Raw genomic sequence first — 19,297 nt, forward strand, 5'->3', positions numbered from 1 at the left:
TATGCAAGTAATATCATCAAAAATAAGCCGGATCTGGTATGACGATTCGTTACTCGGCAAAGAGCCTGCAAGCTGGTTTGATCCGGCATACTGGCAGCAGCAAGAGGCCATTACAGGTCAGGCAAACGGTCGTGGTACAACGTATTTTATTTCCACCCCCAAGCTACCGATGGCCCTTCGTCATTATTGGCGTGGGGGATTACTGGGGCGGCTGATAAAAGATCAGTATGTGTTTACCGGTTGGGAAAAGACGCGTTGCGCTGAAGAGATCAAATTGTTGCAACTCTTGGCCGAAGGCGGTGTCAGAGTGCCAAGACCAGTGGCAGCCAGGGCGGTGCGATGCGGCCTGACATACCGTGCCGACATTCTTACCGAGCAGGTTGCCGATGCCAGCGATTTGGTTGCGGTGCTGCAACAGCGACGGTTGTCTGAGGCGGAGTGGCGAGATATCGGGCAGTTAATTAAAAAAATGCATAATCTGCAGGTATGTCACACCGACTTGAACATCCATAACATACTATTAGACGATAAGGGGCAGTTCTGGCTTATCGACTTTGACAAGTGCTACCAGAGCAAAGGTGACAAGTGGAAGCAAAGTAACCTCGAGCGGCTGCAACGCTCCCTGAGGAAAGAGGTACAGCGATTTTCTATATTATGGAATGAAAACGAATGGAATTGGCTATATAGCGGCTATATTGGACGCTAAACATAATTGAATGATAAACATTTTTTGACGTGAATCGATGGTAGAAAGTAAGACTATGAACACAGTAATTATATTATGTAACCGGTTGAGTAAAGTTATTGGCAACATATGCAAGTTGCTCGCATACCCTTTTCATTTTATGTTTCCTAAAAAAAGGTTTGCTATACCCTCGTATTCAAAGGCCAGGATACAACCGAGTAGTGAGTCTGATATTCCTCGCGTTATCTGGCAAACAAACTACTCGAACAAGTCCACACTACCTGTCTATCTAAACTATTTGTTCAACCGTTTGCTGTCTCTTGATCATGATTATCGCTATGTGAGTACCGAAGAAAGACTGGAGTTCATTCGGGACAACACACCCGAAGAGGTATATGAGTGCTATAAGAGGATTAATGACGGTGCGGCGCAGGCAGATCTGTGGCGACTGATTGTCCTTAACCTGAAAGGCGGCGTATATCTTGATATTGATGCCAACTTAGTCTGGCCGTTGTCAAGAATTACTCAGGGAAAACGCCATGTGTTTATTAAAAATAAGCAAGATACCCAAATAACCAACTTTTTCCTGGCAACGGCACCAGACAACCCTATCTATCAAAAGACGATCGATCTTATTATTAATAACATAAAAAACAGAGACGAGACCCAGGGCGTGTACTCAACAACCGGTCCGGAAGTGTTAAGCAATGCGTTACAAGGTGAAGATGTAGACTTTAGAAGCTATCGCTACACGTGTATTCAAGGCAGTTTTACCAATGAATACTTCCAATATCTCGACAAACCAAGAGGAAAGTGGATTCATACCTCGGCTAAAGATCTGATCAAGGATGAGGATTCGGATTCAAAAGAATAACGACGGATTAAACGACCTGTGAATATTGTCAGGCATGTAGGCTCAGCCCTTAATAAAAGGCTGAGCCCAGTTTTATTACTGTATTAATACAGGGTTTAATTTGCTTATCGTTTTATTGATAGCACCCTGATTCAGTTTGACCACCTGCAGTGCCTGCTGGCCGGTTTTCTCACGTGATGCCCTGTCTTTGAACCATGACGAGAGCTGCTCGGCAATTGCTACGCTGTCCTGACAGACAACGCAGCCATTGTGGTCAAGTAGCTGCTGGGTAATATCTGCAAAGTTAAAATAGCTGGGGCCGGTGATAATGGGCTTGGCCAGTGCCGCAGGTTCAAGCAGGTTATGCCCGCCAACCTTGTTCCCCAGTAAACTTCCGCCGATAAAGGCAATATCTGCGGCAGCTAGCATGACTAACATTTCTCCCATCGTGTTACCGAGATAGACATCACAGCTATCGGGTACAGGCTTGTTTGAAGCTTCGGTTCGGCGAATGACATTCAGCCCGGCTGAGCGGCACAGTTCAGCGACATCGGCGAAGCGCTCGGGGTGGCGGGGAACCAGGAGCAGCAATGAATCTGGAATGTCGGCTTTGATTCTGCTGAAAGCATCCAGGAGCTGTTCGTCCTCTCCCTGGTGGGTGCTGGCGGCAATCCAGACGGGACGCTGCTGTCCAAGCAGCAATCGGAGTTGCTTGCCTTTGTCCCTAATGTCCTGATGAATTGCAATATCAAACTTCATCGACCCGGTGACAGCGACCTGTTCCTCTCTTAACCCTAATTGTAAAAAGCGCTGCGCATCATCGTCGTGCTGGCAGAGAAGATGATCAATGTTGTCCTTGACGATGTTGAAGAGCGGTTGCACCTTCTTATATCGTCGGCAGGAGCGCTCAGAGAGCCGGGCATTGAGCACATAGACGGGAAGTTTGGCTAACCGGGCTTGAGCAAGCGTATTCGGCCACAGTTCCGTTTCCATGATCAGCAGGGCTTTAGGTTGCGTGACACGTAAAAACCGACGAATTGCCCAGCCAAAATCAAGTGGCATGTAGCGATGCTCAACCCGTCCCGAGAGCTTTTCTGCCTGTGCGGCACCGGTACTGGTGGTGGTGGTGATTAGAATCGCCTGTTCGGGATAGTCCTGCTGTATAGCTTTGACCAGTTGTGTGGCAGCGATGACTTCCCCAACAGAAACCGCATGTATCCAAATAGGATGGCGGTGCTGTAAAGGCGGACAGATACCAAAGTGCTCCCGCCATCGTGAGCCGTAAGGTGGCTTGTCGTCCTGCGACTTATATAGCTTTCTCAAAAAGAAAGGTGTCGCAAGGCACAATATAATTGAGTAAAGGCTGCGTATCATGGGCTTGGATAACTATGATGAAAGTTTTTCGACGGCTTCAATGACGCGCGACGGAGGCAGATCATTGAGGCACTTCAAATGGCCGTAAGGGCATTCTCGCTTGAAGCAAGGGCGGCAGCTAATATCGGTATGCACAATTTCTACCTGCTGTGACAGCGGCGGCGTGTAATCCGGTGATGTTGAGCCGTAAACGGCGATAATTTTGGTGCCAACCGCGGCTGCGATATGCATCAGGCCAGAGTCATTGCTTATCACGATTTCGCAACTTGCCAAGAGGTCAACTGCTTCAACAAGCTGGGTTTGTCCGGCCAGGTTGAAGCAATGCTGACGTAGTTCAGGTGTAATTTGCTGCTGAATATCTTCCGTGACAGCCTGATCTTTGTTGGAACCAAACAGCCAAACTTGATAGCCCTTTTGGATTGCCTCGGTTGCAACCTGCGCAAAGTATTTATCTGGCCAGCGTTTGGCCGGGCCAAACTCGGCGCCTGGGCACATACCAATGATAGGGCGCTGTTGGTTAAGGCCAAGTGTTTTAATACTGTGCAGCTGTGATTCACTCTTGACCGTCAGTTTGGGGTGGGGAATGGCGGAAAGGCTGCTGCTGTCATGCATGGCGTGTTTTTCATATGCAAGGGCGCAATAGCGTTCAACCATTAGGCCAAAGCTTTTTTTGTTTGTACGAATATCATTCAGAAGGCCATAACGTGATTCGCCTTTCCATCCGGTACGGGATGGAATTCTTGCGAATAATGGGATCAACGCTGACTTGGCTGAGTTGGGCAGTACAAACGCATGGGTATATTGTTCTTCCCGTAATGCTTTACCGATCTTATAGCGTCCCTTGAGATTAAACTCACCGTGACCAATTGGCATCTCGATCGCGTTATCGACTTCGGGCATACGCTCAAGAATAGGCCGACACCATGCCGGTGCCATAACGTCTATCGTTGCATCAGGGTGCTGTTGCTTCAGGCTTATATATAGCGACTGAGACATCACCATATCGCCCACCCATGATGGACCTATAATCAGTATTTTCATAGCATGCCAAGAATTATATTTTATCTGTACGGATTTCCAATCTTAGCATATGTTGTGTATGATTTTCTAATATTCTGAAAGACAGATATCAGCTTAATATTTCTGTCAGTTGAAAATAATAGATATTATTTACATTTGGGTTGATTGGATGAGTATTCGTAAAATAATAGATAAAATACGATTAAGTCGAGATTTAATAAGAAGACGAATTGGTATTGTTTTATTTGATAATAAAAATAGCGGAGAAGTTGATTTTAATCAGCTCAAACGAATAGTCATTTTTCGTCTAGACGCTAAAATTGGAGACTCTATTGTTTCTTCTTTTGTTTATAGAGGTTTTAAGCGGCGTTTTCCAAATGTGATTATTGATGTTATTACGACGACTGAAATGAGTGACATGTACAAAAGTTATTTTGACGTTGATAATGTTTATTTGTCAAAAAAAAGACCCGGGTATTCTGAAATTGCCAAAATCGCCGATAAGGTTGCAGGGGCCGATCTTGTTGTTCACTTTTCAAAGTCTCTGAAGATGAAGGATCTTTTTTTTCTGAAGCGCTTAAATGGAAAGGCGGTTGCTGGCTTGGATGATGAGGTCAACCTGGTCAATATTAAACTCGGTAATAAAACGAAAGATCAGCATTTTTCTTATAAGTATAAAGCACTACTTGAATATTATAATATTACAGATTTTGATGAATCTTATGTGATACCAAACAGTAAGAAGTGCTACGCTGAAGTTGCCAGTGAGCTGAATCTTGCTGAAGATTACCTTATTGTTATAAACCCTTTTGGCAGCGGAACACCAAGAAAGCTATCTAAGCAAAAGCTGCAGGAACTAATTAGCAGGATCAGAAGTCTTGAGCTAGGGGTGAAAATTGCCTTTACTGTTTCACCGGCGGAAAAAAGCATTATTGAAGAATTAGTGGAAGGAAATTCTGATGTGTGTTTGCTGCTAGATTCTTGTCATTCAATTTACCATGCGATTGCACTTATCAGCATGGCCGATCTGGTAATAAGTGTCGATACTTCGATGGTGCACATTGCAAGTGGCCTGAATAAGAAATTAATCGCTTTGTATAATCCAGATATGAATAACTACAATGAGTGGGCTCCGAAATCAGACCAGTTTGAAGTGATTTTCTCAAAAGAAAACCATATTAACGGTGTTGAAATCGATAAAGTCGTCGCAGGGGTAGAGTTGTTGATGGCTGCCAAATAGTAACCTGGTTGTAAGCGGTATCTGTTCCATCTTTTATATTGAAGATGGAACAGGTGTTCGTTTATTGGCTTCAACTAGTCTTTCTGAATGCCATATTGGGTATAGGCAATTTTTTCTTGTCTTACTTGATCAAACAGGGCCTCATTGACCGAAGAACGAGGAAGTTCGATGTGATAGAGGTGTATCTGATTGGCCATAAAAAAGACATTCTTGACGTTTACCCCTGAAAGCCTCAGGCGGTAATCTATATCACTGTCTTCACCGATACCTGGTGCCTCATACCTTTCGTCAAACCCGTTGATATTCAATAGATCTGATTTGTGGGCAGAGAAGTTGCAGCCGACCAACCCTTTATTTTTCCGGTTGAGAAAGTTCGAAATTGCCGGTTTGGTGATGCGAAAGCCTTTCTCTATATTCTTTCCCTTACCCATCAGATAGTCACATAAAATTGCACTTCGATATGACTTAAATAGCCGGTTTGGCTCCGTGTGTACACTTTCTCTTATCTTGTCACTAACACCCGGGGAAAGATCGGCTCTTCTTCCGTTGAGGCAGGTATTGGGCTCAGCTTGATTAAGGTGATCGCTGACAAAGTTATCTTGAGGGATACAGTCACCATCAATGAAAATCAGATAGTCATTGGTTGACATCAATATAGCCTGATTGAGGATCTTGTTCTTGCGAAAGCCCTTGTCTTCATGCCAGACATGATAAATATTAAATTTATAGCTTTCAGCAAGAGCTCTTACCTTATTCACATTTTCATTAGTCGAGCCATCATCAGCAATAATAACTTCAAAGTTGTTCTCATATTGGTTATTCAAGGCTGTTAGGATCATCTCCAGGCTTTTTACATTGTTGTAGAAAGCAATGATTACGCTAGCTTTAAGCATGAGTATTCTCCTGCATGCGAGGTAGTGCGATAGAAATAAAGTAGAACATGCAGATGGTCTGGTACTCTAGCTGGTTGGTATAAAATACCCCAATAATGAAAAAGGCGAGAATGACACTTAAACCCGAGTATTTAATGTTCGGGTTAGCCTTGAGTATTTTAGCGGCTATTAAGGCAACGAGCAGCAAAAAAAACAACTCATAGACAACACCAAGTTTGTTGGCTGCATCTAAAACGCCATTATGGTTATCCTTAAAAGAAAAATAGATATAGCTATTTGTTATATTTTTGTTGGTTGAGTTGATGAATGATGTGTATTCTTTTTCGAAGTTAATCGGACCATTACCAAAAAAGAAAGCCCTTGGGTTATTGTCGTATTTGTCTAGCGCAAATAAATAGCCCGCTTCCCACATTTTAATCCGTGCGGTATTGGATTCGTTGCTTGTAGTATCTGTGATGCTGACAATTCTGTCCTGTATAACACCTACCTTGGAAGGGAACATAAACATCAATAATGGCAATATCACCAGCATGGCCGCCGATAGCTTTAATAATATATTTCGTTTGTAAGAGAGCAGATATAGTACGGAAACGGTGAATGAGGCGACCATTCCGCCTCTTGAACCGCTAAGTACCAGGCAGATAAAGCCGATAAGGATCAGACAAAAAAAGATGATTCTACGATTCTTTTGCTCTTTGCCATCTAAGGCCAATGGAAATAGGAAAACGATGAAATAGGTCAGCACTTCAGACCAGCGGCCAACATCGAGAAAGCTCGCAATTCTCTCCCCCTCCCACCCCCCAAGGGTTATCGCCTGATATCCGACATACAAAGCGGCAACAATAAAGCCAGTACATAGTGATCGTATGGCTAACTCCTTGTTCTCTTTTTTCATATTGAGCATAAAGAGGCAGGGAATAGCCAATAAAAACGCCGCTTTACGGGCAAAGTAGATGGTATCTGCAGCGCTAGACGGGTAGATGATTGTTGATAAAAGGCCGATGACATACAGTAATGCTGATAAAATAAATATTTTATTACTCGCTACCTGTGCTCGGTAGCTTTTATTGCTGATGCATGAATAGGCAAACAGGATCAATAGTAGGGCAACAGAGATGTTCAATCCTGCTTTGGATGTAAAGACAGAAAAACCAAAGAAGACAATGATGGATTTTTCAATAAAGTTGATATTTACGATGCTTCTCATTGTTTGTCTAACTACCTTTATAAATTTTTTCTAGACTGTCATTATGTATTTCAGTGCTGAAGTGGAATATTGCCCTTGCTTTCAAGTCTTGTGCTAGTTGCTTGAATTTATTGGGCTTTACTGTCATCTTATTAAGTTGGTGTTGTATATCACTGACCTCTAAAGGGTTGGCAGTGAACGGATAGTTCTCACCAAGGATTTCCGGGACAGCTCCACAGCTAGCGCCCAAGATAAGTTTTTCTGCCGCCATCGCTTCAATCACTGTCAGGCCAAAGGCCTCATTATGTGACAAGATGGCAACAATATTCATGACGGCCAGCATGTTATCGGTATCTTTTCGGAAACCGGTAAGGTGGATTTGGTGAGGCAGGCCACTTTGCTCGATTGTTGCCTGAAGTTTTGCTACCAATTCGATATCAGAGCCCTGATCGGCTTGTAAACCGCCCACAATCAATAGATGTAACGGCTGTTGGGGGCGCAGTTTAGCCAGGGCGATAAAGGCATCAAGCAATTCTTTCTGGCCTTTAGCGTGATTAATACGTCCCACAGTCCCAATAACAATCGCATCAGTAGGTATACCCAGCTCTTTTTTTATTTGAGCCACAAGTTCTATATCTTCTATTGCCGGGCGGATCTCGGTTCCTAGCCACAGGCGCTGAATTTTTTCTGCCGGAACCGGCAGTGCTTTCAGGTTGCGCTTCTTGGTTGCCTCACTGATTGACAGTACCTTATCGACATGGCGATAGACCCAGCGATGGTAAACGTCTTTTTTGGGTCGGGTTACTCCCATGTGCTCGGTAAAGATGATCCGGTACGAAGACAGAGTATCGAGCAGGGCTGCAACAACTAGATCGCCCGACTTATGGCAATGGATTAGGCTGATACTATTTTGTTGGAGCCATCGATGAATTCGATAAAGCTGCGTTATCGCTGCTAACTTTGATTCGACTTCATAGGTTTCTATGCCTTGCTCACGCATACCTTGTGCAACACGCGACCCCTTGAGGCACAGGCCAAACACTTTCCAGCCCTTTTCTTTGAACTGGCCGCCGGTACGGATTGGATACATTTCCAACCCTCCCCAGCCTTTGGAGAGACAAATATGAAGTACAGCTTGGTTAGACATTGATTAACACCTTTGGGTGCCGTTAGGCATCTAGCATCGTAGGTTGAATATTCATCACTTATATATCAGATATAATAAAGCAAGCTGAGAAAACCCAGCTCGCCTTTGTAGAGTGATTTACATCAGCTTATTGATTAATCAATAACATATACTCAGCGACCCCTTCGGCGACTGACTTAAAGGGTTTGTCGTACCCTGCCGCGCGTACTTTGGTCAGATCGGCCTGGGTAAACGCCTGATAGCGACCTTTCAGATGCTCGGGGAACGGAATTTCTTCCACTTCTCCTTTGTTATGGTGCTTGATGACGGCCTTGGCAACCTCACGGAAAGATTCGGCATTGCCGGTACCGCAGTTGAAGATACCCGAGACATTGTTTTGCCAGAACCACAGGTTCATCTGGCAGACGTCACCGACATAGACGAAGTCACGCTTGAAGATATCGGAGCCCTCGAACAATTTCGGATTGTCGCCATTATTGATTTGGGTGTTGAGGTGGAAAGCCACCGAGGCCATGCTGCCTTTATGCTGCTCGCGTGGTCCGTAGACGTTGAAATAGCGAAAGCCGGTGATCTGAGACAGGGTCTCGCCGTGCTCCTCGGCATCTTGCCACAGGCGACGGACATAGTTGTCGAACTGCTGCTTCGAGTAACCGTATATGTTCAGCGCACCTTCATACTGCTTTTCTTCGATGAAGTCATGATCGCGGCCGCCGTAAGTTGCCGCCGAAGAAGCATAGAGGAACGGGATTTGGCGTTCCAAGCAATAATGCAGTAACTCTTTTGAGTACTCATAATTGTTTAGCATCATGTATTTGCCGTCCCACTCTGTGGTTGCAGAGCATGCGCCTTCATGGAAAATGGCGTCAATTGGGCCAAAATCATCACCTGCCATGATTTGGGTAATGAAGTCTTCCTTATCCATGTAATCAGCGATATCAAGATCAACCAGGTTGGCAAATTTGGTTCCGTCTTTCAGGTTATCCACGACCAAAATGTCGTTGCGTCCTTGCTCATTCAGAGCCTTTACGATATTGCTGCCGATCATGCCGGCGCCACCAGTTACAATAATCATGGCTATTCCAGTCTTTAATACATTGGGACAACGGCCGCATAACAGCCACCGCTATAAATATTCTTTGTGATAACATTACACTATTGCCATCGGGCGACGGAAGTGAGAAGCAAATGAAGACCCGCGACAGAATTATTCAGGCAGCACTGGAGCTTTTCAACGAAAGCGGTGAGCCAAATATAACCACGAACCATATTGCCGCTCATTTGGGGATCAGCCCCGGCAATCTATATTATCATTTTCGCAATAAAGAAGAGATTATACACAGTATTTTTGATGAATACGCCCGTGATCTAAGTATTCGTTTTCAGCCGCAGGATGAACCGAACGTAACTGCCGATAATTTATTGGGTTATCTCGATGCGGTGTTCATGTTGATGTGGCGATATCGCTTTTTTTACGCCAACCTACCCGATATCTTGCGCAGAGATTCAGAACTGCAGCAAAAGTACCTGGCAGCTCAGGGAGAGCTTCATCGGAACATTATGGGGATGATGAACAGCTTCCGTGCCAGCGAGCTGCTTGATCTAGATGATGACGAGTTGCTCAGCCTGGCGAATACGCTGAAGCTAGTTGCCTCCAGCTGGATTTGCTACCAGACCACTCAGGCGGTTGGGGCTAAGATAACCAAGGCGGTTATTTACCAAGGCGTTCTGCAGATGCTGAGTATTGTTCGTCCGCTGACGACTGCAAAAGGGAAAGAGCAGGTAATCCAGCTTGAATCTCATTACTGCGAGCAGGTAAAACGAGAGGCATAGCCTCGTAACTGACTGCCAGTGAATGATGAATGACAGCATAGATGCTTACCGTATAAGTTTGTCAGCCAGTGGGTTATAGCTTCGCTCGAGCTCTTAGGTTTAAGGGTAAAAGTTAAGGGTATAGGGACGAAATTCGTACCAGTTGTACATTTTGTTCTGCAAGTCCCGGCAGTTGCTCCTCAAGTGTTGCCAAGGTCACGGGGTAGGGGTGTCCAATCGCGATGGCATAACCGTCGCGCTTGGCGCGCCGAACAGCCTGCTTTAGTTGCTGGCGGACAAACTGTGGGGTACGGAAATGGTCAAGAAATATATGCCGTCGTAGGGCTGGCACGCCTTGGGCACGTGCCTGCTTTAACGCAACTGATTTCGCCGTTGTTCGGCTGTCGAGAAAGTTCACCCCTTGTTCATTCAGTATATCCATAACCCAATTCATCGCCTTGGTATTCTGGGTCAGGGCGCTACCCATGTGATTATTCATCGCGACGGCATTTGGCACCCGGCTCAAAGCACGGCGAAGCGTTTGCTGGAGTTCGGCCTGTGACATTTTTCCTGTGAGGGTGGTTAGTTCTAATGGTGCCTGGCGCAGGGGCTCCATTGGCATATGGAGTAGTGTATCCCGTTGTTCCTGTCCGGCCTGACGGGCTGTTGCGAGATCAAAAGGGGTATCGGGAAGAATGGAGATACTCACTTCAGCAGGCAGGGTGGAGAGTGCAGGCGGCATTGCCCGGTAGCCCAGATCATCAATGACGATTGCCAGCTTAGCGGCATGGACATAAGTTGGCAGGACCAAACTGAAGAGCAGAGAAAACCAGATTGCAATCCGTCGCATGCAGGTGTCCTTATCTGGCTGAACTTACCTTGTCAGCCAGCTCTTAGGGTTAATAGGGTTACCTTTACGGCGTATTTCAAAGTACAGTCCCGAACGTTCCTGACCCCCGCTGTCCCCGACTAGGGCAATGGCATCGTTGGCCTGTACCACATCGCCGACTTTCTTCAGTAAGGTCTGGTTGTAGCCATAGAAGCTCATATCCCCTTTCCCGTGATCGATAACAAGCATCAGGCCGTAGCCTCGTAGCCAGTCGGCAAATACTACCTTACCGGAATATACCGCTTTGACCTGGCTTCCGGATGGCTTGCCAATCACCATACCTTTCCAGCGCAGCTCTCCTTGCTGGACGGTACCGTATTGATGAAGAATTGACCCCTTCACCGGCCATGGCAGCTTGCCTTTGTGCCTGACCAGCCCGTCCATCGGGGCTCGTCGTGCCGCCTCGGCGGCTGCCTTGGCTTTAGCTATCTCTTTGACTAGACGCTTCTCGTTGGTCTTCAGTTCAGACAGATACTGGGAATCAGTTTTTAGCTGGCCTTTGATGGTACGAACCGTTTTTTTGCGCTGCCGCTGCTCGGTTTCCAGCTTGCTTTTTTCCGTTTTAAGTTGAGTCAATAAGGCCTGCTGCTGCTGGCGTTGCTGGCTCAGCTGGTGTTTTTTTAGCTGCAGCTCCGTGGTCGTTGCTGCCAGTTCATTAAGCGTATTGGCTCGTGCTTCACTCAGGTGCTCTGCATATACCGATATACGATCAAGTTCGGTACTGTCTTCGCCACTGAGCAGGGTGGCCAGTTGGCTGTTTTTCCCCTGGCGGTACTGGGTGTTCAGAAGCTCTTTCAGCATTTCCTGTTGGCCGAACTGCTGCTGCTGCAGAACTTGCTGCTCTTGCTGAAGCTTGCTGATGGAACGATCGAGCTGGTTGAGCTGATTATCGGCCTGGTGGATCTTATTGGCTGTTGCTGCGATGGCAAGCTCTTGCTGCTTGAGTGATTTTTGCAGGGTATTGATTTTCTTTTGCTTGTTGCCGAGCTGATCCTGCTGGCGTGTGATTTCCTGCTTTACCCCATCGAGCTGGTTTTGGTTAGCTGCATTGACTGATAGTGAAAATGCCAGACATAACAAAGCGCCAGTGCATAATGCACTGGCGCGGAGGATGTTGCTTAGGTCTTTGATCTTATCCCGCATGGGGGGATTATTTCAGATCAAACAGCACCTGACCAGTCATCTCTGAAGGGATTTCCATATCTGTTAGCGCCAGCATAGTTGGTGCAAGATCAGACAGTTTGCCGCCTTCTTTCAGGGTCAGTGACTTGTCACCCACGTAAACTAGCGGTACCGGCAGGTTGGTGTGTGCTGTGTGAATGCCGCCAGTTTCAGGGTTAACCATCATTTCGGCATTACCGTGATCGGCAGTGATCAGCAGCTGGCCGTCAACTTCTTTGATGGCTGCAATTACTTTACCAATACAGCTATCGAGTGCTTCACAAGCTTTTACGGCTGCATCGTAAACACCGGTATGGCCAACCATGTCGCCATTCGGGTAGTTACAAATAATCGTGTCGAACTCGCCGCCCTTAATGGCTGCAACTAGCTTTTCAGTCAGCTCCGGAGCACTCATTTCAGGCTGGAGATCGTACGTTGCCACCTTCGGAGACGCGACTAGCGAGCGAGATTCGCCGTCAAATTCACTTTCTACGCCGCCGTTGAAGAAGAAAGTAACGTGAGCATATTTTTCTGTTTCAGAGATACGCAGCTGCTTCTTGCCTTTCTTCGATAGCCACTCACCCAGGGTGTTTTCCAGGCTTGCAGATGGATAAGCAATCGCAAGGTTAATATCTGCAGCGTATTGAGTCAGCATCACAAAATCAGCCAGTGCAGGCACTTGAGCACGCTCGAAACCGGCGAAATCCGTTTCGAATGCACGGGTGATTTGGCGGGCACGGTCAGCACGGTAGTTCATGAAGATAACGGCATCGCCATCTTCCATAGCGGCAACGTCCTGGCCTTCGGCACGGATTTCGGTTGCTTTAACGAACTCATCGTTTTCATCACGCGCATAGGCAGCGTCAAGGCCTTCAACGGCAGATGCCGCCAAAAACTCGGCGTTGGCTGCTGTCAGTAGGTTGTAAGCAACCTCAACACGATCCCAGTTGTTGTCACGGTCCATCGCGTAGTAACGGCCAACCAGAGAAGCCACGCGGCCTTTGCCTAGCTCGGCAAATAGCGCATCGAAACGCTCCAGTGATGCCTGCGCGCTACGAGGCGGCGTATCACGACCGTCGAGGAAGCAGTGCAGGTAGATTTTTTCTGCGCCGCGCTTGGCTGCCATTTCAACCGCTGCCGCGATGTGGTCTTCATGGCTGTGCACGCCGCCTGGAGACATCAGGCCCATAATGTGAACCGCTTTGCCTGCATTGATGGCTTTATCCATTGCCGATACCAGGGCTTCGTTTTCGAAGAAGTCACCGTCAGTGATAGACTTGGTGATACGGGTCAGATCTTGATAGACAATGCGACCGGCACCAATGTTGGTATGACCAACTTCAGAGTTCCCCATTTGACCGTCAGGCAGGCCCACATCCATGCCAGAGGCAGAAATCAGGGTGTTGGCTTCACTTGCCATCAAGCCGTCAATGACTGGTGTGTTTGCGTTTGCAATTGCGTTGTCGGAATTGTCTTCGCGGTAACCCCAGCCATCCAGGATAACTAAAGCCAGTGGCTTCTTAGCAGACATATGCTGTCCTCTCATAAAGTTAGAAATCTGAGTTTAATTTAGACCAATTACATTAAATATCTGATGAAAGATGAAATATCTAAGGTGATGAGTCTGGTTTGTGTGTAATTTTACTACAAGTTATGGCGAAAACTGTAGGGCAAGATCAAACAATGCTGTAAATAGATTGTTATCTTCCTACGTGGAATATATTCATTTCTGTGCTTGAGTGTAAGCCCCGATTGAGAGTTTTTTTCTATTTCATTGAAAGGTGGAAGCTGAAAACGATTGTTCAGGGCGTATACTATTAACGCCGGAATCGAGTGAGCCACGGCGCGGAATTGTTGACTCCTGCTGTACAACAAAGTTGCCGCGGGTATACTCGGGTTCCTTTTTAGGTGGAGTTTGGCCCTGATTTTCAGGTGTCTGGTATTAGGAAAATAGAGCGAAAGTCATGCAGCAATACATCGATTTTTTTACAAGTAATCCATTGTTATCTCTAGCATGGGTGGGTATAGCCGTAGCGCTTGTGGCGTCTTATGTGAAACAGAAGGCCGCGGGCTATAAGGTTATTACGCCCAATGAAGCAACGGGCATGGTGAACCGTGAAGACGGCGTATTCATCGATATCCGCAGCCGTGATGAGTACCGTCAGGGTCATATTGCGGGCGCGCTTCACATTTTGCCGAGTCAAATTAAAGAACAGAACTTTTCAGAACTTGAAAAGCACAAAACAGCCCCAATCATTGTGGTATGCAAGACAGGCCAGACAGCACAAGAGAGTGCCAATCTGTTACATAAAGCCGGTTTTGAAAATGTCAATTTGCTGAAGGATGGCCTGATTTCTTGGAATGAAGCCAATATGCCGCTAATCCGCAGCAAATCGATCAAAGGCAAGAAGTAATACCTTGCCGCTCGGATAACGCGATCCTTGACGGCGTTTCCGATGCAGATCGAGTTTGTGCAGCGTGTGATGATTATCATGGTTGCGAATATTTATGATCTCATGTGATGAGATTGAGAGATAAAAAGGACACGAAAATGGCTGAAGCAGCAAACAACGAAGAACAACAGAACTTCCAAATCCAGCGTATCTTCCTGAAAGATGTTTCTTTCGAAGCGCCAAATTCACCAGATATGTTCCAGAAAGAGTGGAATCCTGATGTGAAACTGGACTTGGATACGCAAAGCCGTGAGCTGGGTGAAGGTGTTTTCGAAGTTATTCTTCGTCTTACAGTGACAGTGAAGAATGCTGACGATACTGCGTTCTTGTGTGAAGTTCAGCAAGGCGGTATTTTCTCTGTTTCTGGCATGGAAGCTCCTCAGCTAGCGCATTGCCTAGGCGCATTCTGCCCGAACATTCTGTTCCCATATGCACGTGAAACTATCTCAAGCCTAGTGGTTAAAGGTACGTTCCCACAGCTGAACCTGGCGCCAGTTAACTTTGATGCTTTGTTCATGAATTATCTTCAGAACCAAGCGCAAGCTAACCCTGAAAGCACTGAAGCTTAATTGCTAAAGGGCCGTTATGAATCAGAACGTAGATAAAGCAATCACGATGACAGTGCTGGGTGCCGGCTCTTACGGCACCTCATTGGCCATATCTCTGGCCCGTAATGGCGCTAACGTCATATTGTGGGGTCATGAACCTGAGCATATGGCACAGCTCGAAATCGATCGGGCGAATGAGGCATTTCTGCCGGGTGTTCCGTTTCCTGACTCGCTGATTGTCTCGGCGGATCTGGAGGCAGCCGTTCAGGCTTGTCAGGATTTGCTGGTTGTGGTACCGAGCCATGTGTTTGGTGACGTGCTGTCTAATGTGAAGCCTTTCCTGCGTGAAGATTCACGTATTTGCTGGGCAACCAAGGGACTTGAGCCTGAAACCGGCCGCCTGCTGAAAGAGGTTGCCATTGATGCTCTGGGCGAAGATGTGCCATTGGCCGTATTATCTGGCCCGACCTTTGCTAAAGAGCTGGCAGCGGGAATGCCGACGGCAATTGCCGTTTCCTCTCCCGATGAGACATTTGTCCGCGAGCTGCAGGAGAAAATTCACTGCAGTAAAACTTTCCGCGTTTACAGCAATACCGATTTCATCGGTATGCAGTTGGGCGGGGCTGTGAAGAACGTGATTGCGATTGGTGCCGGTATGTCCGATGGTATTGGCTTTGGAGCCAATGCCCGTACAGCCCTGATCACGCGTGGGCTGGCTGAAATGTGTCGGCTTGGTGCGGCTCTGGGCGCACAGCCGGAAACCTTTATGGGGATGGCTGGATTGGGTGATCTGGTACTAACATGTACCGATAACCAATCGCGAAATCGTCGTTTTGGCTTGGCCTTAGGTCAGGGGAAAACGGTTGATTCGGCCCAGATTGAAATTGGTCAGGTGGTGGAAGGCTATCGCAATACCAAGGAAGTCTGGGTGCTTGCCCAACGCTACGAGGTTGAGATGCCTATCACCGAGCAGATCTACCAAGTACTTTATCAAAATAAAGATGCTCGTGAAGCAGCCAAAGATCTGCTAGCTCGTGAGAAAAAAGACGAATAACGGCAATATAGCCCAATGGCGACACATAGCTCCGGTTGCTGGTAAGCAGCAAGAGAGTGACGTTGCGCCAAAGAGTAATTAAACAACGCGAGCTGTTAAGCTCGCGTTGTTTTTTTTTCTGAGCGCGTTAAAGTTAAATAGATACCGAATTGATGACAAAATAAACAGAGGGTGATGTGAGGGAATGTCAACAACATGAGGTCTGGCAGGCGATCAAGCGGGAAGCGCGAGAGCAGTCAGAACAAGAGCCGATGTTAGCCAGCTTTTATCATGCAACGATTATCAAGCACGATAATTTAGCTGCTGCGCTAAGTTATATTTTGGCCAACAAGCTGGCGACACCGTCCATGCCGGCCATGGCGGTGCGCGAAGTCGTTGAGGAGGCTTTTGCTGCAGATTGTATGATCACCGAGTCTGCTGCCTGTGATATCCGTGCCGTTGTTGAACGTGACCCCGCGGTAGAGATGTACTCTATTCCTCTGTTATACCTGAAAGGCTACCATGCTCTGCAGGGTTACCGTGTGTCCAACTGGCTGTGGAAGCAGAAGCGGGTTGCGCTGGCTGTGTATCTGCAAAATCAAATTTCGGTGGCCTGTCAGGTGGATGTTCATCCGGCTGCCACGATTGGCCAGGGGATCATGTTTGACCATGCGACCGGTATTGTTATCGGTGAAACGGCAGTGATCGATAATGATGTTTCTATTCTCCAGGACGTCACTCTGGGCGGTACGGGTAAAGAAGGCGGTGATCGCCATCCGAAGATCCGGGAAGGGGTGATGATCGGTGCCGGTGCCAAGGTATTGGGGAATATTGAAGTCGGGGAAGGCGCAAAAATCGGCTCGTGCTCCGTGGTACTTAATCCGGTGCCCCCGCATACCACGGTGGCAGGCGTTCCGGCAAAAGTTGTCGGCAGGCCCAGTAGTGAAAAGCCTTCGATGGATATGGATCAGCAGTTCAACGGCACTGCCCAGACGTTCATGGCTGGCGACGGGATTTAAAAGCAGAAACGAGAGGCGCTGCGCTTCTCGTTCCTAACATCTCGCTTCTCGCTATGCTTTAGATTGATCCCTCGAACCCCAGTTGACGCCAGGCTTCATAGCCGATGATCGCGGCAGCATTGGACAGGTTCAGACTGCGGCTGTCTGGATGCATGGGAATTCGCAGGCGCTGTTCTAGCGGTAGGCTGTCAATGAGGTCTGCAGGCAGGCCACGGGTTTCCGGGCCGAATAGCAGGACATCGCCTTCCTGGAACTTTGCGTTGGTATGGAAGTTGGTTGTTTTGGTCGTGCAGGCAAAGATCCGGCGATCACCAATTGCTGCCATGAAAGCATCAAAATTTTTGTGGCGGTGTACATGCGCCAAATCGTGGTAGTCCAGTCCGGCTCGGCGCAATTTTTTCTCTTCCAAATCAAAACCAAGAGGCTCGATAAGGTGCAGGTTGGCACCGCAGTTGGCGCATAGGCGAATTATATTGCCAGTGTTGGGGGCAATTTCTGGTTCGTACAGGGCGATATCAAACATTGTCTGCATGTCAGTTTGGAAATTTGACCATATTGTAGCGAAAAAGAGGGCCGATCAGACAGTGGATTGTCTGATCGGCTTACTGAACAGTCGGTAATTAATGGGTCAGGGGCAAGGCAATCGTGATCCGTAGCCCGCCCAGAGGGCTACGGCTGGCTTCGATGGTGCCGCTGTGTTGGCGGATAGCGCTTTCAGTAATAGCTAGCCCCAGTCCGGTTCCGCCACTGCTTCGATCCCGTGCTGTGGATACGCGGTAAAACGGACGGAAAATATCATCCAACTCATCATCCGGCACTCCCTCACCGTTATCGTCAATCATGATGTAGAGCGTGTTTTCGCTGACGTTAAAGTTGACCTGAATGATATCGTTACCGTATTTGATAGCATTGCGGACGACATTCTCCAGGGCGCTGATCAGTAAGTTGGGATTGCCGCTGACAGGCCATTCATTCAAATCGCTGACGCTGAACTCTTTGCTGTTTTGCTCGGCTTCAAAACGGGCATCTTCCAGCATTTCATACCACAGGCTGCGTGCATCGGAGTGCTCTCGCAGTTCATGACTATTGACCTGCATCCGTGATAGTTCCAGTAGCTCGCTTATCATTTTTTCCAGCCGCTCTGCTTCGGTATCGATACGGCTTAGTTCTTTGCTTTCTCCCTGTTTGCGTTGGGCCAGTGCTGTGGCCATTCGCAGACGGGTAAGCGGCGAGCGCAGTTCGTGGGAGATATCCGACAATAACCGCTGTTGGCCGCCGATCATCTGGTTGATGGCCTGGACCATTTGGTTAAAGCTGGCACCGGCTTGCTTGAATTCCTTCGGCCCAGACTCCAGTTTCGGATCGGCTTCGAATTGGCCTGTCGCAACACGCTCTGCAGCCTGCTGGAGACGACGTGCAGGGATGCTGATCGCCCATGCCAGCCATAACAATAGTGGTGTGCTGACGAGCATAGTGACGAGTAGCAGCTGTAAAGGCTTATCAAGAATTTGAATGAAAAAAGGCGGCGGTTTTCGCCAAACCCGGCCGACATACATCAGTATGGTTTGCTGCTCATAGGTGAGGGCGAACGGCCCTGCCATCATCCAACGGCCATACAGCTTTTGCTTTGGTGCATCAGGGCTGTCAGCCATGGTAATAAAGTTACGCAGGGCCTTGTTGCGACCCCTAGGGGCAATGATTTCGCCTTCATCGGTGGTGAAATAGAGCTGAAACCCCTTATGGCGATCATGGTTGGTGAAGCGCTGTAATCGGTTCCTTAGCTGTCCTTGGTCGTGGGAGATCTTGTTGGCAATGCTCTGGGCGGAGTCCTGAAATCGCTTTTGTTGTTGTTCCGGTATCGTATGCTGGGCGCGGGGATCGAGATTGGGCAGCAACACGATGGTGACGACGACAATAAGCAGTGTCAGCCAGAATACAGCGAATATCCGGCCATACAGACTGGAAAAACGTGGCAGCTTCATTGATC

Annotated in this window: 19 protein-coding genes; 8 read left to right on the forward strand and 11 right to left on the reverse strand. The window is 47.6% G+C overall.

Annotation, left to right across the window (positions count from 1 at the left end):
• Position 1: 1 nt before the first annotated feature.
• Complete coding sequence (locus EDI28_RS17085) at positions 2 to 706, forward strand: 3-deoxy-D-manno-octulosonic acid kinase (RefSeq protein WP_128785094.1); 705 nt, start codon at positions 2 to 4, stop codon at positions 704 to 706.
• A gap of 55 nt (positions 707 to 761) precedes the next feature.
• Positions 762 to 1,559: a glycosyltransferase family 32 protein gene (locus tag EDI28_RS17090; protein ID WP_128785095.1), complete on the forward strand. Its 798-nt coding sequence runs from the start codon at positions 762 to 764 to the stop codon at positions 1,557 to 1,559.
• A gap of 75 nt (positions 1,560 to 1,634) precedes the next feature.
• On the opposite strand, the gene waaA is transcribed toward EDI28_RS17090, so the two are convergent.
• The gene (waaA, locus tag EDI28_RS17095; protein WP_128785096.1) at positions 1,635 to 2,912 is read right to left on the reverse strand and encodes a lipid IV(A) 3-deoxy-D-manno-octulosonic acid transferase; all 1,278 of its coding nucleotides are present in this window, start codon (positions 2,910 to 2,912) and stop codon (positions 1,635 to 1,637) included.
• Positions 2,913 to 2,924: 12 nt separating this feature from the next.
• Positions 2,925 to 3,953, reverse strand: coding sequence for a lipopolysaccharide heptosyltransferase II (waaF, locus tag EDI28_RS17100; RefSeq protein ID WP_128785097.1), 1,029 nt, complete (start codon positions 3,951 to 3,953; stop codon positions 2,925 to 2,927).
• Positions 3,954 to 4,101: 148 nt separating this feature from the next.
• Between waaF and EDI28_RS17105 the strand changes: the two genes are divergently transcribed.
• On the forward strand, positions 4,102 to 5,172 hold the full coding sequence (locus EDI28_RS17105) for a glycosyltransferase family 9 protein (RefSeq protein ID WP_128785098.1): 1,071 nt from the start codon (positions 4,102 to 4,104) through the stop codon (positions 5,170 to 5,172).
• 74 nt (positions 5,173 to 5,246) lie between these two features.
• Here EDI28_RS17105 and EDI28_RS17110 read toward each other — a convergent pair whose 3' ends face one another.
• The 4 genes from EDI28_RS17110 to rfaD form a co-directional block, all read right to left on the reverse strand.
• A complete protein-coding gene (locus tag EDI28_RS17110) occupies positions 5,247 to 6,065 on the reverse strand; it encodes a glycosyltransferase (RefSeq protein WP_128785099.1) in 819 nt (272 codons plus the stop codon).
• Positions 6,058 to 7,272 carry an O-antigen ligase family protein gene (locus EDI28_RS17115; protein ID WP_128785100.1) on the reverse strand — a complete coding sequence of 405 codons (1,215 nt, stop codon included), beginning with the start codon at positions 7,270 to 7,272 and terminating at the stop codon, positions 6,058 to 6,060. Before EDI28_RS17115 ends, EDI28_RS17110 begins: the two co-directional genes overlap by 8 nt.
• 7 nt (positions 7,273 to 7,279) lie before the next feature.
• Positions 7,280 to 8,398 carry a glycosyltransferase family 4 protein gene (locus EDI28_RS17120; protein WP_128785101.1) on the reverse strand — a complete coding sequence of 373 codons (1,119 nt, stop codon included), beginning with the start codon at positions 8,396 to 8,398 and terminating at the stop codon, positions 7,280 to 7,282.
• 127 nt (positions 8,399 to 8,525) lie between these two features.
• Entirely contained in the window at positions 8,526 to 9,470 is a 945-nt protein-coding gene (rfaD, locus tag EDI28_RS17125) for an ADP-glyceromanno-heptose 6-epimerase (protein WP_128785102.1), read from the reverse strand.
• A 113-nt stretch (positions 9,471 to 9,583) separates the two neighbouring features.
• On the opposite strand from rfaD, the gene EDI28_RS17130 reads away from it, so the two are divergent.
• Positions 9,584 to 10,228: a TetR/AcrR family transcriptional regulator gene (locus EDI28_RS17130; protein ID WP_128785103.1), complete on the forward strand. Its 645-nt coding sequence runs from the start codon at positions 9,584 to 9,586 to the stop codon at positions 10,226 to 10,228.
• Positions 10,229 to 10,340: 112 nt separating this feature from the next.
• Here EDI28_RS17130 and EDI28_RS17135 read toward each other — a convergent pair whose 3' ends face one another.
• The 3 genes from EDI28_RS17135 to gpmM are packed head-to-tail and all read right to left on the reverse strand — an operon-like array spanning position 10,341 to position 13,788.
• Positions 10,341 to 11,057, reverse strand: coding sequence for a divergent polysaccharide deacetylase family protein (locus EDI28_RS17135; protein WP_128785104.1), 717 nt, complete (start codon positions 11,055 to 11,057; stop codon positions 10,341 to 10,343).
• Positions 11,058 to 11,081: 24 nt separating this feature from the next.
• Positions 11,082 to 12,239, reverse strand: coding sequence for a peptidoglycan DD-metalloendopeptidase family protein (locus EDI28_RS17140; RefSeq protein WP_128785105.1), 1,158 nt, complete (start codon positions 12,237 to 12,239; stop codon positions 11,082 to 11,084).
• 7 nt (positions 12,240 to 12,246) lie between these two features.
• A complete protein-coding gene (gene gpmM, locus EDI28_RS17145) occupies positions 12,247 to 13,788 on the reverse strand; it encodes a 2,3-bisphosphoglycerate-independent phosphoglycerate mutase (protein ID WP_128785106.1) in 1,542 nt (513 codons plus the stop codon).
• 433 nt (positions 13,789 to 14,221) lie between these two features.
• Between gpmM and EDI28_RS17150 the strand changes: the two genes are divergently transcribed.
• The 4 genes from EDI28_RS17150 (at position 14,222) to cysE (ending at position 17,310) form a co-directional block, all read left to right on the forward strand.
• On the forward strand, positions 14,222 to 14,671 hold the full coding sequence (locus EDI28_RS17150) for a rhodanese-like domain-containing protein (protein ID WP_128785107.1): 450 nt from the start codon (positions 14,222 to 14,224) through the stop codon (positions 14,669 to 14,671).
• 137 nt (positions 14,672 to 14,808) lie between these two features.
• Complete coding sequence (gene secB, locus EDI28_RS17155) at positions 14,809 to 15,279, forward strand: protein-export chaperone SecB (RefSeq protein WP_128785108.1); 471 nt, start codon at positions 14,809 to 14,811, stop codon at positions 15,277 to 15,279.
• A gap of 16 nt (positions 15,280 to 15,295) precedes the next feature.
• On the forward strand, positions 15,296 to 16,312 hold the full coding sequence (gpsA, locus tag EDI28_RS17160; protein ID WP_128785109.1) for an NAD(P)H-dependent glycerol-3-phosphate dehydrogenase: 1,017 nt from the start codon (positions 15,296 to 15,298) through the stop codon (positions 16,310 to 16,312).
• A gap of 176 nt (positions 16,313 to 16,488) precedes the next feature.
• A complete protein-coding gene (gene cysE, locus EDI28_RS17165) occupies positions 16,489 to 17,310 on the forward strand; it encodes a serine O-acetyltransferase (RefSeq protein WP_128785110.1) in 822 nt (273 codons plus the stop codon).
• 58 nt (positions 17,311 to 17,368) lie between these two features.
• Here cysE and trmL read toward each other — a convergent pair whose 3' ends face one another.
• Together trmL and cpxA are read right to left on the reverse strand one after the other, a co-directional pair.
• Positions 17,369 to 17,833: a tRNA (uridine(34)/cytosine(34)/5-carboxymethylaminomethyluridine(34)-2'-O)-methyltransferase TrmL gene (gene trmL, locus EDI28_RS17170; RefSeq protein WP_128785195.1), complete on the reverse strand. Its 465-nt coding sequence runs from the start codon at positions 17,831 to 17,833 to the stop codon at positions 17,369 to 17,371.
• Between the two features lie 97 nt (positions 17,834 to 17,930).
• Positions 17,931 to 19,292, reverse strand: coding sequence for an envelope stress sensor histidine kinase CpxA (gene cpxA / locus EDI28_RS17175; protein WP_128785111.1), 1,362 nt, complete (start codon positions 19,290 to 19,292; stop codon positions 17,931 to 17,933).
• Positions 19,293 to 19,297 lie beyond the last annotated feature (5 nt).

Origin of the sequence: Photobacterium chitinilyticum (assembly GCF_004104355.1) — a bacterium.
In the GTDB taxonomy this organism is placed as follows: Bacteria; Pseudomonadota; Gammaproteobacteria; order Enterobacterales; family Vibrionaceae; genus Photobacterium; species Photobacterium chitinilyticum.

Bases quoted from the DNA above. Each gene is read 5' to 3' on its own strand.
- EDI28_RS17085 (WP_128785094.1), top strand. From the start codon at position 2: ATGCAAGTAATATCATCAAAAATAAGCCGGATCTGGTATGACGATTCG.
- EDI28_RS17090 (WP_128785095.1), top strand. From the start codon at position 762: ATGAACACAGTAATTATATTATGTAACCGGTTGAGTAAAGTTATTGGC.
- waaA (WP_128785096.1), bottom strand. From the start codon at position 2,912: ATGATACGCAGCCTTTACTCAATTATATTGTGCCTTGCGACACCTTTC.
- waaF (WP_128785097.1), bottom strand. From the start codon at position 3,953: ATGAAAATACTGATTATAGGTCCATCATGGGTGGGCGATATGGTGATG.
- EDI28_RS17105 (WP_128785098.1), top strand. From the start codon at position 4,102: ATGAGTATTCGTAAAATAATAGATAAAATACGATTAAGTCGAGATTTA.
- EDI28_RS17110 (WP_128785099.1), bottom strand. From the start codon at position 6,065: ATGCTTAAAGCTAGCGTAATCATTGCTTTCTACAACAATGTAAAAAGC.
- EDI28_RS17115 (WP_128785100.1), bottom strand. From the start codon at position 7,272: ATGAGAAGCATCGTAAATATCAACTTTATTGAAAAATCCATCATTGTC.
- EDI28_RS17120 (WP_128785101.1), bottom strand. From the start codon at position 8,398: ATGTCTAACCAAGCTGTACTTCATATTTGTCTCTCCAAAGGCTGGGGA.
- rfaD (WP_128785102.1), bottom strand. From the start codon at position 9,470: ATGATTATTGTAACTGGTGGCGCCGGCATGATCGGCAGCAATATCGTA.
- EDI28_RS17130 (WP_128785103.1), top strand. From the start codon at position 9,584: ATGAAGACCCGCGACAGAATTATTCAGGCAGCACTGGAGCTTTTCAAC.
- EDI28_RS17135 (WP_128785104.1), bottom strand. From the start codon at position 11,057: ATGCGACGGATTGCAATCTGGTTTTCTCTGCTCTTCAGTTTGGTCCTG.
- EDI28_RS17140 (WP_128785105.1), bottom strand. From the start codon at position 12,239: ATGCGGGATAAGATCAAAGACCTAAGCAACATCCTCCGCGCCAGTGCA.
- gpmM (WP_128785106.1), bottom strand. From the start codon at position 13,788: ATGTCTGCTAAGAAGCCACTGGCTTTAGTTATCCTGGATGGCTGGGGT.
- EDI28_RS17150 (WP_128785107.1), top strand. From the start codon at position 14,222: ATGCAGCAATACATCGATTTTTTTACAAGTAATCCATTGTTATCTCTA.
- secB (WP_128785108.1), top strand. From the start codon at position 14,809: ATGGCTGAAGCAGCAAACAACGAAGAACAACAGAACTTCCAAATCCAG.
- gpsA (WP_128785109.1), top strand. From the start codon at position 15,296: ATGAATCAGAACGTAGATAAAGCAATCACGATGACAGTGCTGGGTGCC.
- trmL (WP_128785195.1), bottom strand. From the start codon at position 17,833: ATGTTTGATATCGCCCTGTACGAACCAGAAATTGCCCCCAACACTGGC.
- cpxA (WP_128785111.1), bottom strand. From the start codon at position 19,292: ATGAAGCTGCCACGTTTTTCCAGTCTGTATGGCCGGATATTCGCTGTA.